Annotated in this window: 13 protein-coding genes; 4 read left to right on the top strand and 9 right to left on the bottom strand. The window is 55.2% G+C overall.

Annotation, left to right across the window (positions count from 1 at the left end; all coding sequences use genetic code 11):
• Positions 1-24: 24 nt before the first annotated feature.
• The 7 genes from BM174_RS03040 to BM174_RS03010 all read right to left on the bottom strand — a co-directional run bounded on the left by BM174_RS03040 (position 25) and on the right by BM174_RS03010 (position 6,522).
• Positions 25-366, bottom strand: a complete 342-nt coding sequence (locus BM174_RS03040) for a hypothetical protein (RefSeq protein ID WP_093922363.1) — start codon at positions 364-366, stop codon at positions 25-27.
• Positions 367-948: 582 nt separating this feature from the next.
• A complete protein-coding gene (locus BM174_RS03035; protein WP_093922362.1) occupies positions 949-1,542 on the bottom strand; it encodes an Isoquinoline 1-oxidoreductase subunit in 594 nt (197 codons plus the stop codon).
• Between the two features lies 1 nt (position 1,543).
• Positions 1,544-3,814 carry a xanthine dehydrogenase family protein molybdopterin-binding subunit gene (locus tag BM174_RS03030; RefSeq protein ID WP_093922361.1) on the bottom strand — a complete coding sequence of 757 codons (2,271 nt, stop codon included), beginning with the start codon at positions 3,812-3,814 and terminating at the stop codon, positions 1,544-1,546.
• On the bottom strand, positions 3,814-4,299 hold the full coding sequence (locus BM174_RS03025) for a (2Fe-2S)-binding protein (RefSeq protein WP_093922360.1): 486 nt from the start codon (positions 4,297-4,299) through the stop codon (positions 3,814-3,816). The genes BM174_RS03030 and BM174_RS03025 overlap by 1 nt, the downstream gene beginning before the upstream one ends.
• Before the next feature lie 458 nt (positions 4,300-4,757).
• The gene (locus BM174_RS03020) at positions 4,758-5,852 is read right to left on the bottom strand and encodes a tyrosine-type recombinase/integrase (protein ID WP_177209398.1); all 1,095 of its coding nucleotides are present in this window, start codon (positions 5,850-5,852) and stop codon (positions 4,758-4,760) included.
• Positions 5,853-5,854: 2 nt separating this feature from the next.
• Entirely contained in the window at positions 5,855-6,055 is a 201-nt protein-coding gene (locus tag BM174_RS03015; protein ID WP_093922358.1) for a MerR family transcriptional regulator, read from the bottom strand.
• A 143-nt stretch (positions 6,056-6,198) separates the two neighbouring features.
• Complete coding sequence (locus BM174_RS03010) at positions 6,199-6,522, bottom strand: hypothetical protein (RefSeq protein WP_093922357.1); 324 nt, start codon at positions 6,520-6,522, stop codon at positions 6,199-6,201.
• 368 nt (positions 6,523-6,890) lie between these two features.
• Here BM174_RS03010 and BM174_RS21695 point away from each other — a divergent pair, with 368 nt between their 5' ends.
• The 3 genes from BM174_RS21695 to BM174_RS02995 are packed head-to-tail and all read left to right on the top strand — an operon-like array spanning position 6,891 to position 9,205.
• Positions 6,891-7,118: a helix-turn-helix transcriptional regulator gene (locus tag BM174_RS21695; protein ID WP_093922356.1), complete on the top strand. Its 228-nt coding sequence runs from the start codon at positions 6,891-6,893 to the stop codon at positions 7,116-7,118.
• Positions 7,105-7,617 (top strand): bifunctional DNA primase/polymerase, encoded by a 513-nt coding sequence (locus BM174_RS03000; RefSeq protein WP_177209396.1) that lies wholly within the window; start codon positions 7,105-7,107, stop codon positions 7,615-7,617. The genes BM174_RS21695 and BM174_RS03000 overlap by 14 nt, the downstream gene beginning before the upstream one ends.
• Positions 7,610-9,205 (top strand): phage/plasmid primase, P4 family, encoded by a 1,596-nt coding sequence (locus BM174_RS02995; RefSeq protein WP_093922354.1) that lies wholly within the window; start codon positions 7,610-7,612, stop codon positions 9,203-9,205. The genes BM174_RS03000 and BM174_RS02995 overlap by 8 nt, the downstream gene beginning before the upstream one ends.
• A gap of 703 nt (positions 9,206-9,908) precedes the next feature.
• On the opposite strand, the gene BM174_RS02985 is transcribed toward BM174_RS02995, so the two are convergent.
• Complete coding sequence (locus BM174_RS02985; RefSeq protein ID WP_093922352.1) at positions 9,909-10,520, bottom strand: hypothetical protein; 612 nt, start codon at positions 10,518-10,520, stop codon at positions 9,909-9,911.
• 863 nt (positions 10,521-11,383) lie between these two features.
• Here BM174_RS02985 and BM174_RS02980 point away from each other — a divergent pair.
• Positions 11,384-12,106, top strand: a complete 723-nt coding sequence (locus BM174_RS02980; RefSeq protein ID WP_093922351.1) for a hypothetical protein — start codon at positions 11,384-11,386, stop codon at positions 12,104-12,106.
• A 95-nt stretch (positions 12,107-12,201) separates the two neighbouring features.
• On the opposite strand, the gene BM174_RS02975 is transcribed toward BM174_RS02980, so the two are convergent.
• The gene (locus BM174_RS02975) at positions 12,202-13,038 is read right to left on the bottom strand and encodes an ArdC family protein (RefSeq protein WP_245766250.1); all 837 of its coding nucleotides are present in this window, start codon (positions 13,036-13,038) and stop codon (positions 12,202-12,204) included.
• Positions 13,039-13,362 lie beyond the last annotated feature (324 nt).

The following is a 13,362-nucleotide window of genomic DNA, read 5'->3' as shown; positions in this document are numbered from 1 at the left end:
AAGGTGCGCGGAGCACCTGAGCTGTCAGGCTTCCGGAGGTCTCTGTAAATCACTGCCCGACCGTTGCGCAGTCTGCGCGAGAACGGGGGACGACAGCGGTGCCATGGCGGCCAGCAGGCGGCTCGGGACCAGTGTCCAATCAGGGCCGACCAGCCCCACAGAACCGCGACATTGAGACGACAGATGGCAAGGAGCATCGCAATCGGGGATATCAGCGCAATCGTCCATCGCAACATCCGAAGCTGCGTCGGCCTGCGCCATTTCCATGGTGGCCGCTTGGGCAGAAGTCACCAAGGAAGTGCCCGTCTGTGCAAGGATTGCACCGACCAGCAAAGTCATCAGGAAAAGGCGTAGTTTGAGCCACATATTGCTGGCTATGTCGCTAATTCGCAGGTGCAGCAATACACATTTTGTTGAAGCGCAGAGTGGTGATGTTGGTAGGTAGGTTCAACCGCACGGTCCGGCACGAGTGGCTGAATTGATACATCATTGAAAGCCTAGCGGAAGCGCAAGATCACGCCACGCAATATAGCAGGAGAACCACTACTTAGCAGTGGACCGCCGGAACATAAGCATCGGCGGCATCACACCCGCCCAGACACGGAAAATGGCCGCGTAAGTTCTATGAATGATCCCAGTTAAATATGGGGGATTATCGAAGTCCAAGCTTCCGTGGAGCTAAAATGAAAATCAGTGCAATGAGCGCTCCTGCCAGAGGTACACCCCAACTTAGCACTATGCGTTTCATTCCGGGCTCCAGCATCAAGGTGGATTGATAGATGTCGGTCCGGCGCAATATTCTAGTCATTTTGATTGAGCCTAAAAAGTGGTGGCCCAATCGTCATCCAGAGATCTAGGTAGCAAGTCAAAGAGAGTTGGGGAATGAGAATGCCCGCCTCGGTGACGAGGCGGACATTCAATTAAATTAATACTATTTAAGCGATTATCTCATTCGGGGCAGGCTGCGCCGGTCTCAATCCAGGATTTCGTCAGCGCGCCGAACACTTCTTGCGATCCAGGTGCGGGGGTACGCCCCTTGCCCGGATGCCAAGCCCAGCCGACCAGCCCGTCCGTGGCGTTGTGTTCTTGGATATCCGCGAGGGTACGATCGCCATTGCGTTCAGGATCTTTTAGCTGGGCGCAAATCTCGCCGACGGTCAGACCGACCCAGCCCATGCTAACGGGCGGCAGATGCCACGGCTCATGACCGGGGATACTGCCCTCATTTCCGACGAATTCGACATTCTCGGCTCCGTGGCACGACGTGCAATGCAGGCCGGGTGGGCCAAAACCACTTTCGTCCCAGCGAACAACTGGCGGGTTATGGGGCCGCATGTCGTCGCCTTGCGTGGGCAGGTTGCCAACGGGATGGCAGTTCATGCAACGCGGATGGGTGATCACTTTTGCCATCTCGTTAAACAGGGCTTTCGACCGCTCGGTCTTTTCCTCAATCGAGTTGAAGGCGTCCGGTCCGCGCAAATCCTGTGCGGCGAGAGGGGCGGCGAAAACCAAGGCCGCGAGTATCATTCCAGTGCTGCGCATCTCAGGCCTCCAATGCTTTGAGGATGTCTTGTGGACGAATTGGGATGGTCCGCAAACGGGCCCCCGTGGCATGGAAAATCGCGTTACCAATTGCAGGTGCAACCCCGATTACCCCGGGCTCGCCGAGGCCGACAGGCGTGTGATCGTTGGTCACGAAGTCGATATCCAGTTCAGGCACCTGATGCATGCGCATCGGCGTATAGGTATCGAGGTTTTGATCGCGCGGCAGGCCGTTTTCGATCTCCGTACCCTCGTGGATTGCAATCGATGCGCCCCACAAAAGCGCGCCTTCCGCTTGTGCGAGCGCTCCGTCAGGATGCGCTAAGGTGCCCGCGTCGATGCTGGCCCAAAGTTTTTCGAGTTTCACCTCGCCATTATCACGATCAACACGGACCTGCGCGACAGTGGCAATCCATGTTGGCATGCTGCGTTCTTGACCTGCAGTCACCGAGATGCCCATGCCGGTGCCCTCGGGAAGATCACCACGATTTGCCCAGCCGGATTTCTCGATAACACGCTTTAGAACTTCACGCATCCGTTCGGCCCCACCAACGGCGTTTGGTGCGGAACCTGCGTTGCGTCCCTCGGCGTCGAGCAACGACAAGCGGTAGGCGGCGGGGTCCTGACCCAGTGCGTTCGCAACTTCATCGATATGGGTTTCGACCGCCCAAAGCGTAAAGCCCGGCGCGACCGACCGCAGATTGCCCGGCAGGAATGTGTCGTGCACCAATTCGTTTTGTACAGTGCGGACCCGCATGGTTTCCGCCCCGTACCAGTGATCGGCGCCGCTGATCGAGAATGGATCAACCTTGCCACCCTGAATGCCGTCCCCCAGAAAACCCGGAGCGATTGGCACGGTCGACCAACCAGACGCGCAGGCGTGGTCATAGACCCGAAGTGCGCCATCTTCGCCAGTGACCGAGCGCACACGCTGAACCGTGGGTGAGCGCGGACAATCCAACTGGCTGTCATCGCTGCGCGACATCACCATTTTGACCGGGCGGCCAATTGCCTTGGCAGTCAATGCGGCAGGAATGACGAAGTCACAGAAGAGCCGGCGGCCAAACCCGCCGCCAAGATAAGAGGTCTCGAACACGAGGTTCGATGGGTCAATTTCCAGCGCTTCGGCGACAAGCGGCAAGGTCAGCGATTGCCACTGATTACCCGCGTGCACCCGCCATGTATCGCCATCTTGCCAGACCAGCGCGTTGCCGGGCTCTAGCTGCATATGCAACACGGTGTGGGTCCGGTATTCGCCTTCATGCACCGTTTCGGCTTCGCTCAGGATCGCGTCAGGCTCACCTTCAAGTACGAACAGCGATCCGGCTGCGTCGTCATTCACCAGCCGCGCGCCTTCTGCCATCAGCTCGGCTTCACCGGTTTGCAGCCCGGAGCCACCTTCCCATGTTACCTCAAGCGCCTCAACAGCGTTTGAAGCGGCAGTCCAGCTGTCGGCGACCACTACCATCCATCCTTGGATGGTGTTGGTGGGGTCATTGATTTCGACCGTCTGAATATAGCCGTCGATCTCTTTCGCGGCGGAATCGTCCCAGCTGGCGACCTTGCTGCCAAACCGCACCGGCGGCATGACCGGACGGGCATAGACCATGCCTTCGACGGTACGGTCGATGCCATAGATCGCACTGCCATTGACCTTTTCAGGCACATCGCGGGCCGTGGTGTCGCGGTTTAGCAAGCGCCGCTCGGACGCGGGCTTCAGCGTGATGGCTTCGAGCTCTTCAGCGGTAAACTGACGGTCAACGGCACCGCGCGCCACCAAGTCACCATAGCTGATAGACTGGTCGCCGTGGATGATCTTGCTGTTACGAGCTGAGCATTCCTCTGCTGGCACGCCCATCTCACGCGCGCCAGCGTCGATCAGGGCCATGCGGCCTGCGGCACCTGCGCGGCTGAAGGCAAAGTAATTGTGATTGACCGACCATGAACCGCCGGTGACCATATAGCCCCACTTCGGATCGGTATCGACATGGACGAACTCCACATCGTCCCAATCGGCTTCAAGCTCCTCGGCAATAATCCGTGAAAGAGCGGTGCCAACGTGCTGGCCCATCTCGGCCATATGGATGTGCATGGTGATCTTACCGTCACCAGCGATGGCGTACCAAACTGTCGGCTCATAGCCTTCGCCCAGCGTCTGCCCAACAGGCGCAAGCGCCGAAGCCGGGCCGCTCAACAAGCCAGAGGTCACGCCAGCGCCTGCAACGGCGAGGAACCAGCGACGCGTCATCGAAATATCTGTATGTTTGGTCATTACTTGGTCCCTTCGGACTGGGACGCAGCAGCGATTTTTATGGCTTTGCGAATTCGGACATAGGCCATACAGCGGCACAGATTGCCAGCCATGCCTGCGTTAATCTCTTCATCTGTCGGCTCGGGGCTCTCCGAGAGCAACGCTGCCGCCTGCATGATCTGGCCAGACTGGCAATAGCCGCATTGTGGGGCCTGCGCCTCAATCCATGCGGATTGCACGGGGTGGAGCGCACCCTCATCCAGACCAGCGGAAGCGGCCAACCCTTCAATAGTTGTTACGTCCGAACCTTCGAGCGAAGAAACAGGGGTCACACAAGACCGGCGCGCTTGTCCGTCAACATGCACGGTGCAGGCGCCGCATTGCGCGATTCCGCAGCCGAATTTTGTACCCGTCAGCCCCAGCTTGTCTCGCAAGACCCAAAGCAGCGGGGTATCCTCTGCGACATCAATCTCAACAGCCTGCGCGTTGAGCGTAAAATTCACCATATTCTGTTCTCCAGTTAAGCACGCGAAATCGCGTTGGAGAACTCAGCAGAGTAGCTCAACAAAACACACAATTTCTTCTAGGTCACACCAGCTAGTGCTGATTTAGCAATCGACCACATCTTTAACGCGGACAGCTTGCGAAAATACTAACAACCTCGGTCGGAGGTGGATCGCACTATCCGAAATCGAAAGGTGAGCGGATAGTGGTTAAGATAGTGGATCGTGCTTAAATCCTGCACAGGAGCAGCCGTAAGTTTTCCGTGATTTTCTATGGTAGATTGGTTTAGTAGATTGAACCGAGCCAACTTTTGCCCCGCGGGGGTCGGCAGCGCCTATTTGGGGGAAGGCGGAGTGATTGGGTATGGTAGGCCCGGCAGGACTTGGGTCGGTAGAAATATATAATTAATATCAAGCCCTTACATGGGGTGCGTCACACGCAGAATTGATCGTGTGACACATCACCAGTCCATGTCCGCTAAAAGACCCATGCCGGAAGCTGCCAATAGCGCACGCTCTACATCAGCTGTGTAGACCTGAGAAGAGCTCGAGCTGGCGTGGCCATGAATCGCCATGATTTGATATTGTGTGGCTCCATGGTGCGACAGGAGCCTGCCAGCGGCTTTGCGAATTCCGTGCGAGGATAAGTGTCCGAGGTCGGCCTCGATACACCAAGCCTTGAACCTATTACGCAGCCCCTCTGGTGAACGAAATGGCTTTCCATGGGCTGTCAAAAGATAGGCATCAGGGGACAGTACTACGCCTGATCTAATGGCCCGCTCTAATGGTGGCAAAACCGGCACAGAAACGGGCGACGATCCAGCTTTTCGGGGCTGCCAGCTAATGTGGAGGACACCGTCTATCCGCTTTTCCTGTTTAGGACCTAGCCAATAAGCATCGCCGATCCGGCACGCTGTGAACATGAATAGTGTTAGTGCAAGATGCGCCATCGTGCCGGGCTTATGGACCTCACGGTACTTCTCCAAATCTTCTAATGACCATGGTGTTGCACCACCCGCGCTCCGATAGTCAGCTGTTATATCAGCAACAGGGTTACGCGACACATATCCGCGTGCTTTGCCCCATTTGTACATCGCTTTGAGGAATTTCAGCACATTCTTGCGCTTCCCAGGGGTGGCGGCAAGGCTGTCTAGATAACGCTGAATTTCCGGCGCTGGAATGAGCGCGGGCAGCCCAGCAAACTGTTTGCCGCGAGAATTTGGACTTTGGCTGGTGAATTTACTTAGCTCTGCCGCAAATGGTTCGCGCTGCTTCAACGTGAGTGGTGACGACTGCCCGGCTTTTACCATTGCCTCTAGATGGCTAATGTAGAGGTTTGTGAGCCAGCTCACAGATCCTTGCAAAATCACTTGGGTATTGGTGATCTCATATTTCTCACCGCATCTTGCGGCGGCATATGCATCATGGAACAGGGCATGCCCTGGCGAAACCTTAAGAGTGATCCTTTTATTCGGATCACCAGCCACTCGTACAAGATAGCGAGTGTTCCCGCTGGGCATCTTAGCTGCAATGAGGCCCGGATATTCAACCTTCATATCTACCATCCCGCAACAGTCCCTTGTTCATAGGGCAGGGCATCGGCAAAAGCGTCAAGGTCGGCTTTGTCGTAGACCCTCTTCCCACCAAGCTCTTTTCTTGGAATTGTCAGCCCCCGCAACATGCTCTCAGATACCCCAATATAATGGGCGGCCTGAACGGCTGGCATCAATCTGGGTGCGAATTCACGTGCGGCTGCCATGGTGCCTCTTAGGGGTGTTTCGGCCCGGTGGATGAGATCACTTGATATGTGATCCAGCACCCCCGACAATGCGAGCCCTCGCAGACGTTAGTCTAACAGATTTGAAACGATTTTCCGCGCCCCGCTTGGTTCGGGGTTCCCGTCTAGGTCCGCATGCTCTCGATGATCTGCCAGACGTCCTGCTCTATGATTTGCCATGTCGCGCGCATGTCGTCGAGGCAGGCCTCAAGGGCATCGGCTTTGTCGTCTGAATAGTGGGCGGGAAAGGCCAGGCAGTAGGCCTTCTCGTATGCTTTGGAAAATTGGGCAAATGGATCATGCGGTCCGAAGACCTCAACAACTGCCTGAATCAACAACCTGTGCACAGCGACCTCGGCGGGTTTGAAGAATGGGTTGGCTGGGTCTGGCTCTGGTCCAAACCGGGCCGCCACCTCGCGCGCAAAGTCGGCAGGGGTAGGGGCATTCATGATGTTTTCCTTTCGTCAGTTCAAAAATCGGCGTCGAGCGCCGAAGTTCCGTTTTTCGGTCCATAGGTTTGCCTAGGGCAGTTCGCAGAGTGATGCGCCTGGTCGCGCTGCAGGCCCGACGATTTCGCCTCCCAAAGGATTTTTGGTGATCGGACTGGTCCAGCAGGCGGGCGAGAGGACAACCATTTGAGGTCAAAACTGCATCCTCACGGATGGGCATAAGTTTTGACGTACTGAAAGTACTCTCTGCGCCTACAAGTCGCCCATAAGAATTTTCTGCATCGGAACGGTTCTTTCTGACGCATCAGTGCATTTGAAATTCAAAGCCAGTTCCCACACTTCTCAGTCATCGCAACACAACTGGAAGAATGACAATGACAGACTTACCCGATTTTTTGACAGCTGAAGACACTGCCCGCTTGATTGGGGTGTCAGAGCGGACACTCGCCCGGTGGCACAGTGTGCGAAAAGGTCCCGCACGCATCAGAGTAGGTCGCAAGGTGCTCTACCGCCTCGTCTCGGTTCATGACTGGCTTCGCGCCAATGAAACGAGCCCTTCCAAGACCTTTGAGGGAGGTCGCTATGAACATGCTTGAAGCCGCATTGGACCATGCCTTTAAAGGACATTTTGTCTTCCCGACGCATTCGGTATTGGAAGGATCCTGCACCTGCAACAAACCAGATTGCAGCAGCCCCGGCAAACATCCAATCACTATGGGCTGGCAGGGGGCTGCCACGACGGACCCGACTCAGATTAGAGCGTGGTGGACGCAGTGGCCTTGGGCAAACATTGGCATCGCTATGGGCCCATCGCGCCTCATAGTACTGGATGTTGATGTCTCAGAGACCAAAGACGGCAGGATCACTCTTGCGCGTTTAGAGAGAGAATATCGCGCCTTACCCAAAACTTACACTGTCCGTACAGGGAGTGGCGGACTGCACTATTACTTTGCGGCAAATGAAACCGTCGTAAAAAACAGCGTTGGTCGCTTGGGCGAAGGCCTCGATATCCGCAGTGACGGTGGATACGTGATCGCGCCCCCCTCCCTTCACATCTCAGGAAACCGCTACTCCGTGGAGCATCAAAATGACTAAAATTGCACTATTCCCAAACTTCCTTCTCGACCTCGTTTCCGAGAAATCGAACGTCGTCTCCAGCGACCACTTCATGAGAGAGGGCCGTCGCAATAACGATCTGACCCGCATGGCTGGTTCTGTTCGGCGGATTTCAGGGTTAGACGAAGAGGGCCTTTCGCGCGTTTTGCTTACGATCAATCAGACATCGGGCAATCCGCTTCCCGAAAATGAGGTCAGAGGTATTGCGCGAAGTGTCGCTAAATATGAGGCGAACCCAATAGACCTTATAGATGACGTGCACCTGTCCAAGGCATTGGCGGAAGAGCTTCGCGATGAGTTCCGCTTTTGCGCTGGCGCTGGCTGGATGCGATACAGCCTGGGCCAATGGAAGAGTGATACTGGCGGAAAACATGTACAAGAACGTGTTAAAACTTTTGTTGCGGCACTTTACGAAGGAATGAAGTTGAGAGGCTTGGCTGCGGATTCTGACCGGGTGAAGGCCATCTCAGCCTACCTTAAAGCACCGAAGATCAACAACCTAATTACCTTGGCGACAAGTGATCCAGCGCTTTTGGTTGAGGAAACCGTGTTCGACGCCAAGTCGGGCCTCCTTAACCTGCGCAATGGAACCATTGAATTTGCCACCGGGAAGATTGTTTTTCGCGAACATCGTGCTGAGGACTACCTGACCAAAATTGCTGACGTCACCTATGATCCAGAGGCAACAGCACCTTTATTTGATAAGCTCTTAGCTGAAGCCCTAGAACCTGAACTTGGTGCATTCGTCATGCGGTTCTTCGGCTACGTTGCAACCGGCCAAGCGGACCAGAGGGTCTATAGCATCTTTTACGGAAAAGGCGCGAACGGGAAGTCGACGGTAGTCAACATCATCCAGCGAGTTTTGGGTGACTACTGTGCCAACGTTGAACCCGCCACGTTCCTGCAAGCCCGTAGCGGACAAGTCAGGGGGGATATTGCAAGGCTAAAGGGCATCCGGATGGCCGTTTCCAGCGAGTTTGGTATAGGGCAAGTTATGGATGCTCCATTGGTGAAGCAGTTGGTTGGTGGAGATGCAATCACGGCACGCCGCCTCTATCAATCTGAGTTTGAGTTTACGCCCACGGTGGTGCCGGTTTTCGTGACAAACGCGCTACCAGTCATCAACGGGGCCGACGAAGCGCTGGCAGCACGCACTATTGTGGTGCCCTTCACCAATATCATTCCACCAGAGGCGCGGGATCCGATGTTGCCCTTCAGACTATGGGAAGAACGTACCGGTATTCTGAATGTTCTTCTGGCTGGCGTGCAAGACTATCTCTGTGACCGGAAGCTCAGAATTCCGAAACCCGTGAAAGACGCCGTCGATGCCTACATAAAGAGTTCTGATTTGTTGGCTCAGTTCCTGGAGGATTGTTGCGGCATTGGCCCCTCCGGGACTGTCGGCGCACAGGATTTGTACAACGCATACAGATACTGGTGCATAGAACATGGCGTGAAGTCGCTGACGCAACCGGTATTCAAGGGCGAACTCTTGAAGAAGGACGGGATGCGCCAGGGGAGGACTAGCGAAGGGATGCGGTGGACGGGGGTTACCCTCAAGGCCTGATCAGGGCCGTGTAGGCTGTGTAGGCTAACATACAACTTTCTTAGGTATTTTTTTCATAAACCTGAATAGTTTGTTGTTCGCCTACACAGCCTACACAGATCATTTTCCCCTCAACTGTCACATTTTGTTTCCGTGGGGTGCATATGCACCCCACGGGTATTCTAATAGGATTTTTGTGCGGAAGACCGCCAATATGATCGAAAATCTGAAACCCTCATTGGCCGTAAAATCGTTTTTGTAGTCCCGCAGACTAATAAAAAACCGCGTTAGGGCGACGGAACATTCCTATTCTGTGCATTTCGACGGATTATGAGAAAACCGCGCACCTATTCATTCTCACTTCCGATCAGCCGCGTACTCCTCCCAGCGTCGTCGCGCCTCCGCAGCCCCCTTCTTGGCATGAGGGAACGCGGTCACTTCGGCGTATCGGGCAGCACCTTCGTAACTCGCCCAAAGCGCCGCTTGGATATCGATCGGAACTCGTTCAATTCCACCCTCCTTGACCCGCCTTTTCCGACCCCTGATCCGAAACCTTCTCCGGCTGGCCCCGTCAACCTGCATGGCCTTTTGAGAATAGGCTTCGCAAAACATGTTCAACATGGTCGGTCTCCAATATGGCCCTCGGCCCGAGGCCGTGAGAGGGCAGGTTTGTGCGTCAGGCCGGCGTTAGTGGGGTGGGTAACTAACCTGAGGGCCTAGGGCCTCAGGCGGCGCTCTGGAGCCCCTGTGACGTGGCAAGATAGGTGGTCAAGTTAGACCTCTCCGTTTGGTTCAGAGATTGAACTGCGTTTAGAAGATCGTCGAAGCCGATGGCTTTGCCAGAAGCCGCACCTTTGACAATCCGCAACAGTTGGGCGTCAATCACATCACGGGGGTCAGGTTTCTGCAGGCGGTCATCGGCCCGCGTCGTGAGGCTCAGGAGCGCCGCCGCAAAGTCCATGGGCTTGTAGGCAGGCTCAGGTTTGAACTCCCACCAGCGGACGTTTGCCAGCGTTTTGATCGACAGATCTGCATGTCTGGTTGTGCCTGCCTGGAACAGATCCGTCTGTGTCCAGACAAATCCCAGATGGGTCTCGACCCAAGCTTTGATGGCATTTGACCGCACGCCATGAGGCAGCGCCTCGATGAGTTTGTTGACCATGCCAACGGCGGGTCGCACATCGCCGGTGCTCGCCCAGCGAGAAGCGACAGCGACCAGAAACAGATGAATATCCAACTGGACCGCGTGGCCCCGACGCTGGATAGAGTCAATTGCGGCAAGGAACTGGTCGTCACTGTTGGCCAAGGCCAATTTGGTAAAGTTGATCGGTGCCATGATGTATCCTCCAAAGATGTGATGCTACCGTCAAACCACGCCTGTTGCCGTGGCTTGTCAGGTAGCACCCGGGGTCCCAGAGCAGAGGCTCAGACCCGGTTGGCCGGGTTTAGACCGGGTGCTACCTTTGGAGATTTTCATCGACTGTAGTGACATGTGCCGTGTCGATGGCCGGGAAGACCGGACTTTGAACGCGCAGGTTTGTTCGACCTGCCCAGGTGCGCCTGGGTCGCGGGGATTGGCCACTTCCGCCCACCACATTCCACCAAGATCTGGACCGTCAGGAACCGGATGTGGCATCAAATGCGGAAGCTGACAGAGTGCCTGCCCCTTCGCTGTCTCTGGCCGGACTGTCCCCCCTGACCCCATGGGGTCAGGCCTTACGGCACTGTCTCATTGGGGGTACGCCAAACCCCACCAATCCGGCATTTTGGACCCCGTCTACAACAGGGCAGAGCTATGGCCTGAGTGCCCCATCAAGAGGGCTAGCGAGCGCTTGTTCCGCGTGGGCCTCAGGTGGCCCCACCGAGAGGACATTTGCTGCCTCTCGATAGGTTAACTCTGGCTCAGATTTGAGGTTAAATATAGCAAAGGTGTACACCTTTTTTTGTTTATAAACAAAGTGCTGCGGCTTTAAATAGGGGGGCGCAAACTCGGCGGGGTTTTTGAGTTTTGGCTGTGATATCATAGCGGATGGGCGTGCCCGGGAAATGCTGTAGGCCGGGATCAAAGCGGATCTGAGAGCGAACAGCGTTTAGAAATGTGGAGACAGACAGGTGGCGCCTGTCCGATCCTAGGGGAGGTTCAGATAAAACTGAATCGCAGTGCTGGTAACTGCCGATGGGGGATGTAGTCTAATCATTATGATCAACTTCTCACAGCCGTCAGATGATCATCCGGATTTATCGTACTCGCCGCTGCTCAGGGCAGCGCTCCTGACGCTGACCCATGCCGATGACCAGGGACCGATTGGACTGACCAAAACCAAGGCCTTCAAGCGGACCTTTGTGCAGTGGGCCGCAATGCATTTTAACTGGCCTGGCTACAGCTATGAGGAGTTGATGCGCTACCACAAAGTTCTCAATGAATACGATCATCCGCCGCTTGAGCTGCTGCATTTTTTATTGATCCAGCTGAAGTTGGGGCGGCACTATAAGGGTGAGTTTAAGTTAACTAAGAGGGGCAGGGATCTTGCCCATTCGCCGGGTGCGCTTTTCCAAGAGTTGATCCCCTTTTACATTCTGAAGATCGATCATGCGGCGTATGGGCGCTTCGAAAACGCACTCTGCGGCAATTGGGATGTCTGGCTCAATGTGATTAACCTCGAAGTCGAAAACGGCGCAAGTGAGCACAAGCTCTACAGCACGTTTTATGATGATGGGGCTGACTGGCACACCTCTGAGTGGCGCAACATTGCAGCCTTCTCCCATTCTGTCCTGAAACCTTTGGAGTGGTCAGGCCTGATTGTGGGCCAACCGGTGGAGGAAAAAGGACGAACGGAGCATATCTACTTCAAGACACCGCTCTGGCGGTCGGCCTTGCAACTGGAAACGGACATTAGCCTTACGCCAGCTCAACGCCATTGATTGAGCCGGTGACCAAGATTAGGAAAAGGGCATCACTGCTATGCAGCAGCCGCTTAGTCGACGACCAGGGCACGAACCGCAGAAAGCTCCAGCAACTAGTTCGCTGCCTGGGACGCCTTTGATGCTGCGGTAAAGATCGCCCTTTTGTCTTGCTTTAGAACGGCGAGCCAAGATTTTATATAGCAAGCGTGGTCCTCACGCGGAACTGGTGCGAGGCCAAGTTCGGAACAAAGGAAGGCCGCACCCAGTTCCGCGACCAATTCTTCCATAGCGTAGGCCTGATCCCCGAACCGGCCAGAGAGGTCACGATCTAAGCGATGGGAAACACCTGTCCAGTGGACCAACTCATGACTCAGCGTGCCATAGAAGGCTTCTGCTGCCATGGTTGTGGCGGTGTCAATAAACCGGCAGCGCTCGGGCATCCGGATCAGATCCAGACTTGAGACGAAACAAGCCTGCTCACCGTTCTCTTCAATCCTAGCCCCTGTGTGGGTGGCAAAAGCCTCGGCCCGTGCAACGGGAGTAAACAGTGGCGTATTAAGCAGATTTTCGACCTGAAGTTCAAAGCCATCGACCTGTGCGGCGTTGAATACCCTACTTGCCCGGGCAACAAAATGTTTGGGTGCCTCGTCTTCTGATGTGTGATTTTGGTAAAAAACCACGAGGGAAGATTTTTCACCCTGTCGGACCTGACAACCAACTTGCTGCCATTGCCGGTACGTGCCCCAGGTGTTCGACGGATAATCTTTGGAGAGGGATGCGATCCACAAGTTCAAGATATTGATGCCGTTGTAGGGGCGTTTGGAGGCAACATTGACCGGCCTTGCGAAGCTGCCGCCAGACCTGGTGATCCAGGGTGTCTGGAACTCACCCGCAGTCTCAATGGCCGCGATAATGTGGTTTGTAATCTGGCTATGAACGTCAAATTTCATTGTGGTCCCTGACATTGGGCCGATCCTTTGTGTTGGGGTGGGGGATGATTTGCCGTGGATGCCGTCTTGCTGAATCTGCATTGGTTGAGCTTGTTGGTCAGAGGGCGATGCAAGCGCGTGCCTCATGGTCAACAAAGCTCACTGTCATTCGCCACAACGACTGCAGAGTAAGGTTTTCGAGTTTGAACCGCAGGAGATGGAAGCCAGGCTTCGTCCTCACTTGATCTGAGTAAAGATTGCCGCCGCGTTCTGTGTATGTTCCCAACCGTGAGGCGGCTCGCCGTGCAAGGAAAATAGTTTGTGCATGCAAGCAACTAGCCACGT

The organism is Sulfitobacter brevis, assembly GCF_900112755.1.
In the GTDB taxonomy this organism is placed as follows: domain Bacteria; phylum Pseudomonadota; class Alphaproteobacteria; order Rhodobacterales; family Rhodobacteraceae; genus Sulfitobacter; species Sulfitobacter brevis.
This window is presented reverse-complemented; position numbering and strand designations above follow the sequence as displayed.